Raw genomic sequence first — 16,072 nt, 5'->3', positions numbered from 1 at the left:
AATTTTTTTAACATGATCTACTTTCTAATTTTCTTGCAATCGCCATGGCCACTTCAAAGAAGGTCATACTGTCAGCCGTCCGTTCCTCTCGACGGGCATCCCATTCATTCTTGTGGTGGTCCACATAGTCTGCCGTGTAGAAAAATTGATAGACCTTGGCCTGACGAAAGTTTGCCCAGGCCATGATAGCAGAAGCTTCCATATCGACCACCATGGCACCAGCAGCTAGGCGACGCTTGACCTTGGCAGCTGTTTCCCGAAAGAAAGCGTCCGTGGTCCAGGTCTTAGCCCGCACGTGTTCGATTCCTGCTTGGTCCAAGGCTTTTTCCATGGTCAATAGCAAAGCAGGGTCATAGCTGATTTCATCGCTGACAGGAGCGTAGTGGTAGCTAGTCCCCTCATCCCGAAGAGCAGAGCTAGGAAGGATAATCTTATCCGCAGCAAGCGACTTATCCAGCACACCGCAGGAACCAAGAACGATAAAATTTTCAAAACCACAGGCTTTCAGCTCTTCCAGATGACCAACTGCCATTGGAGCACCTATTCCTGCCAACATGACCGCAACCTGCAGTCCATCGCTCTCCAAAATATACCAAGGATGACGACCATTTAATGTCTGAAGATGACCACCTTCCCTGCTTTCAGCTAGCTGACTTACTCGGTCCACGATTTCCCCATTGAAGGAGAAAATCATGGTGTCACATACCTCTCCGCCACCACGGATAGCTTTGTTCGTTGGTTCAATAACTGCAGAGGTGTTTTCAAATTCTTCTAGTAGCATAAACTGTCCTTTCTTCTACAAATGCGATGAATGGTGGCTGGCCTCTCGTAATTCCGCAAGCTTAGTCGTGTAGTATTCACGACCACCTTCCATGTCATGAATGACCTTCTCATCTTTTTGACCATGTACACGGACGATTTTAGCTGGCATGCCGACTACTGTCACATCGGCTGGAACATCGGCTAGAACAACGGCAGCCGCACCCACTTTAGCATTTTCCCCAATCTCAATGGGGCCAATGACTTGGGCGTGGGCAGAAACCAAGGCTCCTTTTCGCACGGTCGGGTGACGCTTACCGCAATCCTTACCTGTACCTCCCAAGGTCACCCCATGGTAGAGCATAACACCTGATTCGATAATGGTGGTTTCCCCGATGACCAGCCCGGCCCCGTGGTCAATGAAAACTCCCGAAGCAATCTCGGCTCCTGGATGAATTTCAATATTGGTCCAAAAACGCCAGAACTGGCTATGCATCCGAGCCAATAGCCTGAAACCTTTCTTCCACATAAAATGGGAGAGACGGTGGGCGGCCAGGGCCTTGACACCAGGGTAGGTCAAAAGGACTTCCAAGCTGGTCCGTGCCGCCGGATCTTTTTCTTTTACAATTTCAATGGTTTCTTTCCACCAACCCATAGTCACTCCTTCTAGCGAAAGACAAGCCCGCTACCGAACTTGTCTACTCAGCTTATTTCTTTTCAACTTTGTGGAATTTGAATTCGCCAAAGTTGTTATCTTTTTTCTCTTTATGGTCTCTTGGACGACGAGGTTTGTCTGAACGCTCGCGTTTTTCTGGCTCCACATAACCTTCTGGTTTTGGAAGAAGAGCCTTCATAGAAGCGTCAATACGTCCTTTATCATCAATCTTGATAACTTTGACATCAACAATATCGCCAATTTCAACCAAATCTTCTGGTTTGTTGACGCGGGTCCAGGCCATTTCAGAAACGTGAACCAGAGCATCAGTCTTGTCAAAGAGGTTGACAAAGGCACCGAATTTCTCCAAACGAACCACTTTTGCTTGGAATACTTCGTCCACTTTTGCCTCACGAACAAGACCTGCAATGATTTCTTTGGTTCGTTCAATCGCAGCGCGATCTGGTGAGAAGATAGCTACAAGACCGTCTTCGTCAATATCGATTTTCACGCCAGTTTCTGCAATAATCTTATCAATAGTTTCGCCACCCTTACCGATGACAATCTTAATCTTATCCACATCAATCTTGATGGTATCAATCTTCGGTGCAGTTGGTGCCAAGTCAGGACGAACTTCTGAGATAGTTGCTTCAATCACATCAAGGATTTCAAAGCGAGCTTTCTTAGCTTGTGCCAAGGCTTCTTCCAAGATTTGTGGTGTGATACCGTCAATCTTAATATCCATTTGAAGAGCTGTGATACCATCACGGGTACCAGCTACCTTAAAGTCCATATCGCCGAAGTGGTCCTCAAGACCTTGAATATCGGTCAAGACGGTGTAATTGGTACCGTCAGAAATCAGACCCATGGCAATCCCTGCAACTGGTGCCTTGATTGGCACACCACCGGCCATGAGGGCAAGGGTACCAGCTGTGATAGAAGCCTGTGATGAAGAACCGTTTGATTCCAAAACTTCTGCTACCAAGCGGATAGCATATGGGAAATCTTCCAAGCTAGGCAAGACTTGCTCAAGAGCACGCTCACCAAGGGCTCCGTGACCAATCTCACGACGACCAGGTGCTCCGTAACGACCTGTTGATCCCACTGAGTATTGTGGGAAATTGTAGTGGTGCAAGAAGCGTTTCTTGTACTCATCATCCAAACCGTCGATGATTTGAGTTTCACCCATTGGAGCCAAGGTCAAAACAGAAAGAGCTTGCGTTTGACCACGGGTAAAGAGACCCGATCCATGAACGTTAGGTAGGAAATCTACTTCTGCATCCAAAGGACGAATTTCATCGACACGGCGACCGTCTGGGCGGACCTTATCTTCTGTAATCAAACGACGAACCTCTGCGTGCTCCATGAGCTCCAAGATTTCATGGACGTCACGCATGATGCGGTCAAATTCTTCGTGTTCAGCGTATTTTTCTTCGTAGGCTGCGATGACCGTTTCACGCACCACATTGGTCGCATCTTCACGGGCCAATTTTTCTTCAACCTGCACCGCTTTTTTCAAATCGTCATTATAAGCTGCAACAATCTCAGCCTGCAATTCTGGGTCCACTTGAAGAAGTTCCACATCTGCCTTTTCCTTGCCGACTGCTGCCACGATTTGATTTTGGAAGTCAAGGAGTTCTTGGATGGCCGCATGACCTTTCAAGAGGGCTTCCAACATGGTGTCTTCTGACAATTCTTTGGCACCAGACTCTACCATGTTGATGGCGTCTTTGTTACCAGCCACTGTCAAGTCAAGGAGGGACTCTTCCATCTGAGCCTTGTCAGGATTGATGATGAGTTCACCATTGACATAGCCGACCTGCACACCTGCGATTGGACCATTGAATGGGATATCTGAGATTGCCAATGCCAATGAAGAACCAAACATGGCTGCCATTGGAGCAGAGGCATCTGGATCGTAAGAAAGCACTGTGTTGATGACTTGGACTTCGTTGCGGAAGCCTTCCGCAAACATTGGACGAATCGGACGGTCAATCAAACGGGCTGTCAAGGTCGCATCGGTTGATGGACGACCCTCACGCTTCATCCAGCCACCTGGGAATTTCCCTGCAGCATACATTTTCTCTTCATAGTTGACTTGGAGGGGGAAGAAGTCTCCCGTCGCCATTTTTTTGGACATAACCGCCGCAGTCAAGACTGTGGAGTCGCCGTAGCGAACAACAACCGCACCGTTGGCTTGTTTGGCAACCTGGCCAGTTTCAACAACCAATTTCTTGCCAGCAAAAACCGTTTCAAATACTTGTTTTGACATGAATTGTCTCCTATTTTTTCTGAAATTTTTCTTGCGTGTTTTCTACAAAAGACAATCAAACATGCTTGTTTCACTCTCTTTTGCACAAAACCACGCATACCTCATATTTTATCATATTTGATGGAAAATGTGGGAAATTGAGAAAGTAATTTCTGCTAAAATAAGATGAAAAACGAATGAGTAACTCAAAAAAGAGAAACTAAAGCAAAACTCAATACCTTGCACAGCCTAAAAACTCGGAAAAAAGAGAATGGAAAAACAAAAAAAAAAGAACCTGAAACCAGGTTCTATCTGAATTGAACTTCGGCTAGAAGCTGTGCGAAATAGATAAATTTTCTGACAAGTAAACTTGTTGCAAAAATTTCCTAATTTCACTTTGCTTCTCACGCCTCCGTATCTTATATTAACGACGGAGTCCGAGTGAGTGAATCAATTCACGGTAACGGTTAACGTCTGTGCGGCGTAGGTATGCCAACAAGTTACGACGGCGACCGATTTTTTTCATCAAACCACGGTAAGTTGCGTGGTCTTTTTTGTGTTGTTTGATGTGGTCGTTAAGGTGGTTGATTTCCCAAGTAAGTACTGCTACTTGTACTTCAACTGAACCTGTGTCGCCTTCATGACGAGCATATTGTGCCATGATTTCATTTTTTTTCTCTTTTGAGATTGCCATGATATGTTCTCCTTTGTTTTTGAGCCTAATCCGAGTGACAGGTTGGCGACCTGTAACCAAGAAAAAGCTAGATTTGTCCTTTTGGACCTCATTTATTCTATCAAGGATTGTCTTTTTTGTCAACTGATTTGAAAACTAGCTGAGTAGCTCTGCTATTTTCAAAAAAAGCCAGCTTTCGCTGACTGTTACTTTAACTTATTCTGCTTTTGGCAAGATGAGGTTGAGGACGATGCCGACAATGGCTGAGAGGGCTGTTCCTGAAAGGGTAATGGCACCGATGTTAAGAACTGCTCCACCAAGACCCAAGACCAACATGGAGCTTGCGATAATCAGGTTGCGGACTTGACCGAAATCAACACGGCTTTCAATCAAGACTTTCAAACCGTTTGAGGCGATAACGCCGTAGAGCAAGATGGACATACCACCAAGAACAGCACTTGGAATAGTAGAGATAAGGGCTGTAAATTTGCCTAGGAATGAGAAGGCAATGGCAATCAGGGCAGCGTTTCGGATAACGGATACCGATGCGATACGGGTCATACCGATAACCCCTGTATTTTCACCATAAGTCGTGTTGGCAGGTCCACCGATAAAGGCAGATACGGCAGTCGCCACACCGTCACCAATCAAGGTACGGCTGAGACCTGGATCTTTCAAGAACTGGCGACCACAGATTTGGCTGAGAACCGTGTGGTCTCCGATATGCTCTGCGATGGTCACCACTGCGATTGGCAAGATGGCAATCATTTCTGGACCGAAGTAGAAATTGTAGGATTTGAAGGCACCAGTTTCAAATGGTAGGTAGAAACCTGGCAATTCAAACCACGCCGCTTCCAGCACAGGTTTGAAATCAACTAGACCAAGGAAGATAGCAATCACGTAACCACCGATGATGGCAATCAAGAAGGGAACAATCTTGGCGAAGCCTTTCCCTTTGGTATTGACAAAAGCAGCAATCAAGAAGGTAGCAATAGCCGCTACGACATTTCTCCAGTCACCGTCTGCGACAAAGCCTGCCGAAGTCACGGCAGAGTTGGCAAGACCAAGTCCAATCACGATAATCATAGGACCGATGACAATCGGTGGCAAGAGGCTGTCAATCCACTTAGTACCGATAACTTTGACAAGTGCAGCGATCAACACATAAATCAAACCGACAAAGAGAATACCTGTCTGCGCAGCAGACACATCGCCGCCCATTTCCTTAATGGCGAGGGCCATAGCTGAGATGTAGGCAAAGGATGAACCCAAGTAAACCGGCACCTTAAACTGGGTCGCTACTTGGTAAATCAGAGTTCCGACACCTGATGCGAAGAGGGCAACCGAAACTGGCATACCGAGTATCAGCGGCACCAAAATGGTCGCTCCGAACATAGCGAACACGTGCTGGAAACTCAACAAAATCCCTTGCAAGGGTGCTGGTTTCTCATGGACATCAAACAAAAGATTGGCTTTTGTACTCATAAATCTCCCATTCTGGGTACGCAAAAAGACCCAGACTTTCTAAATATATAGTCATAGGCCCTTAATTGATTTTCCTCTTGTCTTTCTCACCTCACGGGATGAGTTTAAAAACCTACGCTTTTGGTATTGTAGCACAAAGAGGAAGATTTTTGCAAGGAATTTTATAAAATTTTATTTTTTAGGAAAATGGCAGAGCAGGAAAGGCGAACTCAATTGTCTATTCAAGCTCTTCTTCCAACTCTTTTTCCACCTGCTTCTGACGGTAGCTATTTACCCAAGATACTATGTTCAGCAATAGCAGAACAAGACAGGTCATAGAAATAAAGAATGTTAAAACGACTGCCCAAAAATGTCCATCCCAAATGCCAGTATAATGATGACCATAAGTCTGGTAATTGGTCCAAGCCATTACAATTGTTGTGCCACCAATTACCCCTCCTAGATAAAGGTAACCTTTCCAAGCTGACCCATGCTCCATATCAAGCCCCTTCCTCCAATAACCGTAAAAGAGATAGACCGAAACTACCAACATGGCAACCAGTTCAAAAACATAGGTCTCAAAAGACCACTTTAAAACCACACTCTTGAAAAGAAATGAGAGAGGCAAAAGAGTATTCATGGTCCTGCCCACCCAAGCAAAGACTTGGTTTTCTTCTTGTCGAACACGTTCATCAGTCACAATTTTTTTCATTAGTTGGTTCCTCCCAAAATAATTGATCTAAACTTTTCCCTAAACAGTGGCAAATCGATAGACAAAGACTAAGACTGGGATTGTATTTCCCCGCCTCAATCAGACCGATGGTCTGACGGGTCACTCCGATAGCCTCCGCTAAGTCCCCTTGGGTCATATCTTTTTCTACACGAGCAAGCTTAAGTCGTATGTTCTTCATATCATAGCCGTCCTCCTTTCGTATTTTTATAATTATATTATACACTATATTTTCTATTGAGCAATATATATATTACATTTTGTTTGGTTTTTTTAACAAAAAAGAAGGCAGCCCTGCCTTCTTAAAATATTTAATCTTGACTTATCCCACACTCTTAATTCGTTTCTTAATCTTCTGGCTAAACTCCACCATTCTACGTTTTTCGTCTGGCCATATTTTAGTCACACGGTCCACGGCAATAATAAAGACAATGACCACCGCATAATCTTTAGCACTATCAATCACACCTAAGTTTTTCAAAATGGTCAAGATTAAATAAAAGCTAAACAAGATGGTCCGTTTAGGCAGAGCCATCAGGAATTCAACTCCAGCCTTGTAGCCCAAATAAATTTGCCGATTGAGCCCTCTGGCGCGTTCCAAACGACGATTGAGAAAGGAACGGATACGACTATAAAACCAATCGGACGTAAAAAAGAGGGACTGAATGGCGATAGCAATAAGCGCCAGATTGTTAGCGTGTCTCTCAGTCATCCCAGATACTCTGGCGATGATGTAGGTCCAATCCCCATTATCAATCCACATCCAAATCGAAAGATAAACAACTGCCCCTGCTACTAGAATTAAAGGGAGGGCACGAAACAGTCTAAACATTTTTCTCATAATTCTACCCCAAAAACTTTCAAACTAGTCAATTCCGCTTCTGTCAACCTGCGGTATTCTCCAAGAGCCAGCGCTGGATCTATCTCAAGTGGCCCCATGGTCAATCGTTGCAGGTCTGTCACCGTCTTGCCACAGGCCTGCATCATGCGTTTGACCTGGTGAAATTTCCCTTCTCGGATGGTGATGTCAACCAGTGAGGTCTGTTTGGCTTCATCCATCTCCAAGATGGTCAACTGGGCTGGCTGACAGGTAAAGTCTTTCAGCTCAATTCCTGCCGCAAATCGCTCGACATCCTCTTGGGTCATGATCCCGTCAACCTGTGCACGGTAGCGTTTGTCCACATGTTTCTTAGGAGATAGCATAGCATGGGCCAGCTGGCCGTTGTTGGTCAAAAGCAAGAGACCATGGGTATCAATGTCCAGACGACCGACAGGAAAAATTTCCTTATGGCGAGCTGTATCATCTAGCAAGTCCAAAACAGTCCGATGGCGGTCATCCTCGGTGGCTGAAATAACTCCCTTGGGCTTGTTCAATACATAATAAACAAATGTTTCATGGCTCAAGACCTGACCTGCTACTGCAATCTGGTCTTGTTTTTCGTTAATCTGCTGTTTGGGTGATGTTTCAACTTGGCCGTTGACTGTGACTTGCTTGTTTTTCAGGAGCTTCTTGACTTCTGTCCGACTGCCAACACCACAATCCACTAAAAATTTATCTAATCGCATACGAATTTCTTTTCCATTTTGATGTATTCTGCTTGCTTTTCTCTTTCTGCAAATCCAAGAGCAGGAAAGAGGGCTTGAGCTGCTTGATGAGAGCTAACAACTGTCAGTTTGATACTAGCTGGTTGAACATGCTCTACTATATAGTCTTCAATAGCCTGATAGAAAGCTCTGCCATTTCCCTGACCTGTCAAAGAAGGTTTCATGCCCAAACGAATGGCAACTGTCTCGCCATCTTGGTCCATACAGAAATAGCCCATGAGGGCGGCATTGCGGATGACTGCAAAAAAGCGGTCCCCACGCGCCTCTGGTGAAATCATCTCAGCATAAGTCTCGGGGTTTGCACTAATCGTATAGGCGTCCAAAGGGGCTTGATAGCGCCATTGATTGGCAATCTCCAGCGCCAAGTCCTGGGGCAGGGGCATGATGTAAAAGTAATCCATCTTCCGAAAATTTTTAGACAAATTTTTAATCCGACGGTTTTGGGTGGCGTAACTATCTGTCTGATAAACATAATCCACATAGCCCAGCTGATAAGAGGAAATCATGTCTTTGAAAATCAACTGAACATCCTCGGGGAAGCGCAAGAGCAATTCATTCAAGCGGTTATTTTCTAGCATAAATCCATTATAGCAAAAAAGAAACGGAAATCCGCTCCTACTTCTTCAGTTGTTTATAAATCAAGCCTGCGCTTATCAAGGCACAGCCGATGGCGTAAATACCAAAGGCACCTGTTGGGGTGGGGTTGAGTTTTTCCAGATAAGTCGGCAAGATAGCAGATGTCGCACCGCCGATATTGCAGCCCATAAGGACGATTGTCATGACCGCATTGAGCAAGGCCTTGGGTGCACGGTCTGTTACCTGACTAAAGACAATGGTTAGAATGATGCTGTAGAAAAATCCTGACACCATACCACCGAGTCCCAGCACCCAGAGATTATCCGCAAAGGCAATGCCGACAACCGCGAGTCCAAAGACCACGTAGGAAACAGCTAAAAGCCAACCCTTCAAACGACCAACCAGGCTACTAAAGACCGTCCCTGCCACAATCCCCATGACCTGCATAAGACTGAGAATGAGACTGGCTTGCTGAGCAGTACCGATGCCCTTAGCTAAAACAATCTGAGGAATACGAATGGTCAGAAAGGTATTGACGTTGATAACAAAGAAGGCTAAGAATGCCAGATAAATTCCCATCTTCCACATGGTCTTGTCCAGTTTGACCTTGGGCGCATTCTCCTCAACCTTTACCTCCATGCGAGCCAGCAATTCCTCCTTGGGAACAAAGAGAAGGAAGAGAGCCAAGATGACTAAGGCAAAAAGGTAGACCAAGAAGGCAGGTTGCCAACCAAACTGGGTCAACCAACCGACAAGGAGGGTGAGCCCTGCACTTCCCAAAACCTCTGCTGAACCACGCAAGCCCATCATCTGCACCCGCTCCTGACCGGTGAAAAAATTACCGATGATATTAATCGCACGCGCATTGATCAAGCCAATCCCTAAACCAAGCAAGATACGAGCCAGTAAAATCAGGGGATAGGCGGTTAGAAACACCGGTAAAGCTCCACCGATGGCCATCAACAAGAGCCCTGCAACGATAATCTTTCGTTCAGACAAGAAACGGACTACCAAGCCATTCATCAAGAGAGCAGCCATAATAGCAAAGGAGGTCACTGTGATTAAGTTTTCTACCTGACTAGCTGCTATTCCCTGCTGAGCAAAATGCTCAATCATCTGTGGAATAGCTGGCGAGACAGCAAATGTCGAAACCAGCATGGTGGATAGGGCCAGCAAACTGGCTTTTTCTAAAATTCTTTTCATTTTTCTCCCTTTCAACGTTCGTCTTTTACTAGTATAGCAGATTTGAAAGCGAATGGATAGAAAAGTCCGACTTTTATTCTCTCCCATTTCATGCTATACTTATCTTAACTATATTCAAAGGAGAGAATCATGTCTGTTATTGAACGATTGACAAAAGCTGCCCATTTGATTGACATGGATGACATCATCCGTGAAGGGCATCCAACCTTACGCCAGGTCGCTGAAGAAGTTGCATTTCCTCTATCTGATCAGGAAATTATTTTAGGCGAAAAAATGATGCAATTCCTCAAACATTCGCAGGATCCTGTCATGGCTGAAAAAATGAAACTCCGCGGTGGAGTTGGTCTAGCTGCACCTCAGATTGACGTTTCCAAACGCATCATTGCTGTCTTAGTCCCAAATCCAGAAGATGAGGAAGGCAACCCACCTGCCCAAGCCTACTCCCTCCAAGAGGTCATGTACAACCCTAAAATCGTGGCACATTCTGTCCAAGAAGCTGCTATGGAAGGGGGCGAGGGCTGCTTATCCGTTGACCGCGAAGTCCAAGGCTACGTTGTCCGCCATGCGCGCGTGACTGTTGATTACATGGACAAAAATGGAGAAAAGCACCGTATCAAACTCAAAGGCTTTAATGCCATCGTGGTCCAACACGAAATCGACCACCTCAACGGTATCATGTTCTACGACCGCATTGACCCAGAACACCCATTTGCCGTTAAAGAAGGCATGTTGGTAATTGAATAAACATAAGAAACTGACTGAAAAAATTTTCAGCCAGTTTTTCTTTTTTTATGAAAATAGCAGAGCTAACTGCCTAAAGATCTCCTGCCCATCCAAAATCAGGTCTTGAAAGAGGAGGTAGTCCAGCAGAGCCAGCAAACCAGCTAATAGGATGAAGACCACTAAACGATTTGAAAACCGAACCTGCAAAAGATGATTGAGGCTGACTAGAACAATTTCCAAGACAAGCAAGCCAAGCACCATCCTCAAGAGATAAGGAGTATTGGGCAGGAACCAAGCCCAGAGTTCTTGTCCCCTCAGGAGTTCAAGAAAAATACCCCTCTCCGAATGTGAAAGCAAGATAAGGCCATCTTCCAGATAACCGATTCCTCCGACCAGACTATTGACTAGGAAAAGGCTAACGAGAAAGAACACTGTGAATCCTAGTGCCTGCCCCAGTCCCAGCAACCACTTGGTGAATAGAACCTGACGCAAATCCACAGGCTGGGTCTGATAAAGACGCCAGTTTTTTCCAGCAACTTCCACCGCCTTGCCCCGACTGCCAATCCAAACCGCCAGCAATAGCAGCACCAAATAAGCCGGACCATCAAAAAAAGAGCGCAGGCTGCCGATACCTGTCAAATCTCTGGAACGGTCCCAAGAGGGATCGTCTACCGGAACAAAGGCATCATTTGTGTCAAAACGATTTTCCAAGCTGGTCAAAATAACATCCTTGCCTCGCTTAGTTGCAGGCACCCCAGCCTCCATCAGCTGCTGCCAGTAATACTGACTGACCTGATTGCGGGTCTGGTAACGGCGAAGATTATCCACCGTCTGGCTGGCCCCAATATCACCATCGGCAAAAGCCTTTTCCTCTCTAGCCCATAGATAGACCTGCTCTGCCTTCAGCATAGCAAGGTGACTAGCTGGCAGAGCCTGAGGGTTTTCCTGATATACCTGCCATTGCTTGACATAGAGGTCCTTATAGACACGATATTCTTGCAAGAGACCAAGCCTCCACTCCAACTCCTCCTGATAGCTCGCGTCCTCTTTGACCAACTGCCTCAGACGGTTGATTTCCGACTGCAAATTCTCCACATTGGCCCCATCTTGCTCATAGGACTGGGCAACCAACTCCATCGAAACCCTCTCCTCCTGGGCAACCTCTTGCTTTTGTAGGCCTGTTACTAGGGAAAATAGCAGAGCTAGGAGCAAGTTTACTAAGACAAGCCCTTTCCAAGTCTTGAGCCGACTAAGGATGAGAACATCAAAAGACCAAATCTTGTCTAAAGAACCTGTGTCTAACTCCTTCTGATGACCCACTAGCAAGACCAGCCTTTTCTTTTCTGTCAGCACATAATAAGCAAAGAAAAGCCCAATGGTCAGCAGGAGAAAGACATCCACCGCTACAAAGACCTGTGAAAATACAGCTGTGTCTAAAAAACTCGGAAAGGCAAGCAAAGGCAGAATTTGACCTGACCAACCAGCTACTGCACCAGCCTGATAGGAAAGCCCCAGAGCCAATAGTAACCCCGTCACTACAAAAATCAGCCGACTGGCTAACAAGTGGTCCAAAAATCCAAGTAGCAGGCGAACAGCTAGAAGCAATACCAACCAAAAACCAAGCAAAATAAGCCAATAAAGCCAAGAGCCTATCAACTGACTCTGACCCAAAATCTCAAGAGGAACTTGAAAACTAGATAAAGCCAACTGACCTGTCAGCCCATCATAGACCATGATAAAAAGTAAACCTATCCCCACAGCCAGCAAAAGCGATAGCAAGGAAGCAGCCAAACGCCTGATCCCCTGCAAACTCAGACTATCCCACTGCCGCAACTGCCAAACTTGATGTGCCAGTGTCTTTTCCGCCAGCTGATTGGCAAGCAGAAAACCAAGCACCAAAAATACAGGAAGAAAACCAAACAGACTTTCTAAGTAGGCTTGAACAATACGCCCTGTTGACCAAGCCTTGTTTTCAGGACCATCAGGCACTTGATACTCAATCAACCAGTCATTCCATCTGGCTAAACGCTCGACTTCACTAAGCGTCAAGGATTGCCGCGTTTGAAAAAGCTGTCGATTGCGACTGATAAAATAGTCCAAATCCTGATACATGAGTTTGCGGTAGTTGAGTATCAGTTCAAACTTCCCCTCATCCAAGGCCTGACTGATACTTTCAATATCGGATTTCAAGCCCACCATCCGCGGTGCTTCTTCTGACTCCTCCTCAATTTTTATATCTACCAAGACACTGGCCAATTCACTCAGTTCTTTTTTATAGGTTTCCACATAGGTCGCTTGGTGGACTTGGCGCTGAGAAATCGGAAGGTAGGCCAGACCTAGAAAACCCAGCACGAGCAAGCAGTAAAGAGGCGACCAGAGGATTTTCTTGATTTCAAAGTTCAGCCTCATGTCCCCTCACCACCTTCCTCCACGTAGAGATCACGGTAGAGGGACTCCATATAGTCGCTGGCTTTTGTAAGGCCAGCCACCTGCTGGATTGGAATACGATCCAAACAATCTAGCAAATCTCTCTCAGGCAAGAAGATTTCCACCAGACCCTGCTCTGCCTTTTTCCACAAGAGTTGAGGATAATCCCGTAAAAATTCCTGAACCTGCTTGGAGTTTTCCACAGCAAGATGGTAATCATAATCCGCCGTTAACTCCACTTCTGTGGCAATCAACTTGCTGGCCTTGAGGAAATAAACTTGATTGGTCAGCTTCTCAATCTCCGACAAATGATGGGAAGAAAGCAAAATCGCAACCCCTTCTGCTTGTAGGTTTAGAAGAAATTCCCGCTGTTGAATGATATTGGTCGGGTCCAAGCCGATATGGGGCTCATCCAGCAACAAGAGCTTGGGCTTGGGAAGGACAGCCATGGCAAAGAGCAGCTTCTGCTTCATACCCATGGAATAGCCAGCCACCCGCTTTTTGACATAGTAGCCCATCCCCAATTCTTCCACCAATGCATCCACTTCCTTTTTCCCCAGCTTGTGGGTAGCAGCCACATAGGTCAGATGGTCGTAACCCGTCAACTGTGGATAAAGGGCTTGGGCATCCAACATGACAGACATATCCTGAAAAATCGCACGATCACTGTTGGGACGACCATTGATGGTTACCGACCCACGGTCAGTGCTCTCTGTGTTGCTGATAATATTCAATAGAGTGGATTTCCCCACACCATTGGGACCTACTAGGGCAACCAAGTCCCCCGCTTGCAGCTCAAAGGACACATAGGACAAGACCTGGTGGGCACCATATCGCTTGCAGATATCACGAACTTTTAACATAGAAACTCCTTTCTTGGGGAAATGGCAGATCGGTGTAGCAGACTTTCATCAGCTTATTTTCTATATACAAAAAACAATGTTTTAATATTATTATGATATACTATTTTTATAAAGTTAATTCGTTTTGTTGCAAATAATCACATTTTTTCAAGGAGTAGGTTATGCGGTGGGATTACGGAAGTGTGTATAAGAGCATTCGGAAAAGTAAGCATTTAAGTCAGGAGCAGATTTGTGGGGATTATCTCAATCGGACGACCTTGGTTCGCTTCGAGAAAAATCAAACCATTCCTAGCTACGAGCTCATGCGTTTCTTGCTCAAGCAAGTGGATATGACCTTCGAGGAGTTTGAATACCTCTGTAACTACTACCAGCCCAGCCAACGCCAACAACTGCTCTATGATATAGATAATCTCAGAAATCCGACCACTAAGATCATGGAGGATTTGATAAAGCGTTGCCACGACCATTTAAAAAAAGAACCCAATGATATTCCTATTCACAGAAAGTGCCTCCTCCTAGAGACCGTTGTAGCTATCCGAAAAAGTTCTTCTATCACCCAGCTTTCCGACGAGGCTGAAGTCCTGTCCAAACTCCTCTGGTCCCAACTAGAAGGATACGACAACTGGTACCATAACGATATTATCTTAGTAGGTACTCTCTTGTCACATATAATCTCACTTGATAGCCTTGAAGAAACTGCCAATCTTCTTCTAAAACGATTGGAAAAATACAAGGATTACAAGAGAATTCAGCCCACCATACTGTCATACTATCAGTCTCTTTCTTATTTTTTCTTGGAACAAAGACAGTACAGCAAGTCTACTTTTTTTGCCACCAAACTCATGAACCTAGCCAAGCAGGAAAAACGCTATGACCAACTAGCCCGTGCCTATGTCTATCTAGGAATAGCCCAAAACAAGCAGGAACTGATTGACAAAGGACTACAAATCTTGGAACTGACGGACGAGCAAACTCTACTCGACAACCTCAAATCACTTATCAAACAGCACCAAACTGACTGAAATCTTCGGTCAGTTTTTTATGTGAGTACGAAAAAACGACCCTTTCGGATCGTTCTCAATAATAGTCTTTTAGTTTACTTTTAGTACTAGCTCTAACTGTCTGGGAGACAGTTAGAGGTTGGAAATAAAACGAACACTGTTCGTGTCAACGAGCCGCAGGCATAACTGGAGTTAGGCAAGGTGAGTTCAAATAATGATGAAATTATTTGAAGTTGGAAATAAGGAAACGGAGTTTCCTCGTTCGTCGACGTAATAAAAGATAAACTGAATGACTATATCTTAGTAGTATTCCCCTTGTCTATAGTCCCAAGAGTTGAAGTGGTCTGACAAGTGCATCATTATTTTATCGATGTCCAGACCCTTACGGATGACAACTGGACATGGGCTGATAGAACGGCTATCTGCACCTTGTTCTGGAATCAGTTTACCATCTTTGTCTACCATAGACACCATAACCCCTTGCTCATAGCGGGTTTCAATAGTCTTGTCTGGCTGGATAGATGCTACGTAGTCATCCGCCTCGATGATCAAGTCCACTTTAGAAGCGATACGCTCACCGATACCTTCTACCTTACCACGATTTCCCTTACCTGACGGGTTAGCAGATGACGCATAGACCATACGGCCTTCTTTTTCCCACATTTCCTTGGCAATCTGCTCGCCAGCCACACCAAACTTAATAACAAAGCATGAAGTACCACGTACGTCGGTCATCAACTCTTCACGACCATCGCCGTAAGCTTGCAACTTGGCATATGCCTCTGGTTTCCACGGCAGGATACAACCCAACAAAATGTCCTCATCCCAATGTTTTTGGTAGAAGGCATCAATCTCAGGAGTTAGCTGAGCCAACTCACGAAGCTCCTCCATGCTACCGCAAAGGACAACACCTGGCTTATTGCGCTTGCGCTCTTTAGCATCAAACTTCCGCTCCAAACCAGCCTTGTCGGCAGTCATGATAATATAACCAACCTTAGTCGGGCAGACAATCACGCCTCCCTCACCCTTGATAATGTCAAAACCTTCTTGTGAAAGTGCGCCATCCCAGTGAATTTGTTTCGTCATAATAGTTTCCTCTTTTCTTTTGTTCCATAGCAGAGCGATCTGCTTGTTTTCTAATC

General features: G+C 45.4%; 16 protein-coding genes. 2 read left to right on the top strand and 14 right to left on the bottom strand.

Annotated features, from left to right (window positions below; genetic code table 11):
• Positions 1-7: 7 nt before the first annotated feature.
• From ACEE44_RS03365 to ACEE44_RS03315, 11 genes are all read right to left on the bottom strand, one after another.
• Positions 8-781 (bottom strand): nucleoside phosphorylase, encoded by a 774-nt coding sequence (locus ACEE44_RS03365; RefSeq protein WP_449171282.1) that lies wholly within the window; start codon positions 779-781, stop codon positions 8-10.
• 15 nt (positions 782-796) lie between these two features.
• Complete coding sequence (cysE, locus tag ACEE44_RS03360) at positions 797-1,414, bottom strand: serine O-acetyltransferase (protein WP_449171281.1); 618 nt, start codon at positions 1,412-1,414, stop codon at positions 797-799.
• Between the two features lie 52 nt (positions 1,415-1,466).
• On the bottom strand, positions 1,467-3,686 hold the full coding sequence (gene pnp / locus ACEE44_RS03355) for a polyribonucleotide nucleotidyltransferase (protein ID WP_449171280.1): 2,220 nt from the start codon (positions 3,684-3,686) through the stop codon (positions 1,467-1,469).
• A gap of 403 nt (positions 3,687-4,089) precedes the next feature.
• On the bottom strand, positions 4,090-4,359 hold the full coding sequence (gene rpsO, locus ACEE44_RS03350; RefSeq protein WP_002938849.1) for a 30S ribosomal protein S15: 270 nt from the start codon (positions 4,357-4,359) through the stop codon (positions 4,090-4,092).
• Between the two features lie 195 nt (positions 4,360-4,554).
• A complete protein-coding gene (locus ACEE44_RS03345) occupies positions 4,555-5,823 on the bottom strand; it encodes a solute carrier family 23 protein (RefSeq protein WP_449171279.1) in 1,269 nt (422 codons plus the stop codon).
• 217 nt (positions 5,824-6,040) lie between these two features.
• Positions 6,041-6,514 carry a DUF6773 family protein gene (locus ACEE44_RS03340; RefSeq protein WP_449171278.1) on the bottom strand — a complete coding sequence of 158 codons (474 nt, stop codon included), beginning with the start codon at positions 6,512-6,514 and terminating at the stop codon, positions 6,041-6,043.
• A complete protein-coding gene (locus tag ACEE44_RS03335; protein WP_024378860.1) occupies positions 6,495-6,713 on the bottom strand; it encodes a helix-turn-helix transcriptional regulator in 219 nt (72 codons plus the stop codon). The genes ACEE44_RS03340 and ACEE44_RS03335 overlap by 20 nt, the downstream gene beginning before the upstream one ends.
• A gap of 141 nt (positions 6,714-6,854) precedes the next feature.
• Positions 6,855-7,364 (bottom strand): hypothetical protein, encoded by a 510-nt coding sequence (locus tag ACEE44_RS03330; RefSeq protein WP_449171277.1) that lies wholly within the window; start codon positions 7,362-7,364, stop codon positions 6,855-6,857.
• A gap of 5 nt (positions 7,365-7,369) precedes the next feature.
• The gene (locus tag ACEE44_RS03325; protein WP_449171276.1) at positions 7,370-8,098 is read right to left on the bottom strand and encodes a pseudouridine synthase; all 729 of its coding nucleotides are present in this window, start codon (positions 8,096-8,098) and stop codon (positions 7,370-7,372) included.
• Positions 8,089-8,715: a GNAT family N-acetyltransferase gene (locus ACEE44_RS03320; RefSeq protein ID WP_449171275.1), complete on the bottom strand. Its 627-nt coding sequence runs from the start codon at positions 8,713-8,715 to the stop codon at positions 8,089-8,091. The genes ACEE44_RS03325 and ACEE44_RS03320 overlap by 10 nt, the downstream gene beginning before the upstream one ends.
• A gap of 37 nt (positions 8,716-8,752) precedes the next feature.
• Positions 8,753-9,916, bottom strand: coding sequence for an MFS transporter (locus ACEE44_RS03315; RefSeq protein WP_449171274.1), 1,164 nt, complete (start codon positions 9,914-9,916; stop codon positions 8,753-8,755).
• 129 nt (positions 9,917-10,045) lie between these two features.
• On the opposite strand from ACEE44_RS03315, the gene def reads away from it, so the two are divergent.
• Positions 10,046-10,660 (top strand): peptide deformylase, encoded by a 615-nt coding sequence (gene def / locus ACEE44_RS03310; RefSeq protein WP_013730579.1) that lies wholly within the window; start codon positions 10,046-10,048, stop codon positions 10,658-10,660.
• 45 nt (positions 10,661-10,705) lie between these two features.
• Here the strand turns inward: def and ACEE44_RS03305 are convergent, their stop codons facing one another.
• Together ACEE44_RS03305 and ACEE44_RS03300 are read right to left on the bottom strand one after the other, a co-directional pair.
• Positions 10,706-13,048, bottom strand: a complete 2,343-nt coding sequence (locus ACEE44_RS03305) for a hypothetical protein (RefSeq protein ID WP_449171273.1) — start codon at positions 13,046-13,048, stop codon at positions 10,706-10,708.
• Positions 13,045-13,929 carry an ABC transporter ATP-binding protein gene (locus tag ACEE44_RS03300; protein ID WP_449171272.1) on the bottom strand — a complete coding sequence of 295 codons (885 nt, stop codon included), beginning with the start codon at positions 13,927-13,929 and terminating at the stop codon, positions 13,045-13,047. The genes ACEE44_RS03305 and ACEE44_RS03300 overlap by 4 nt, the downstream gene beginning before the upstream one ends.
• 161 nt (positions 13,930-14,090) lie before the next feature.
• On the opposite strand from ACEE44_RS03300, the gene ACEE44_RS03295 reads away from it, so the two are divergent.
• Positions 14,091-14,951 (top strand): helix-turn-helix domain-containing protein, encoded by an 861-nt coding sequence (locus ACEE44_RS03295; RefSeq protein ID WP_449171271.1) that lies wholly within the window; start codon positions 14,091-14,093, stop codon positions 14,949-14,951.
• Positions 14,952-15,230: 279 nt separating this feature from the next.
• On the opposite strand, the gene ACEE44_RS03290 is transcribed toward ACEE44_RS03295, so the two are convergent.
• On the bottom strand, positions 15,231-16,016 hold the full coding sequence (locus ACEE44_RS03290; protein WP_014638675.1) for an L-threonylcarbamoyladenylate synthase: 786 nt from the start codon (positions 16,014-16,016) through the stop codon (positions 15,231-15,233).
• Between the last annotated feature and the right edge of the window lie 56 nt (positions 16,017-16,072).

Source organism: Streptococcus sp. 32226D021BW, from assembly GCF_053545015.1.
The sequence above is the reverse complement of the archived record's forward strand: the minus strand, read 5'-3'. Positions and strand labels throughout refer to the sequence as shown.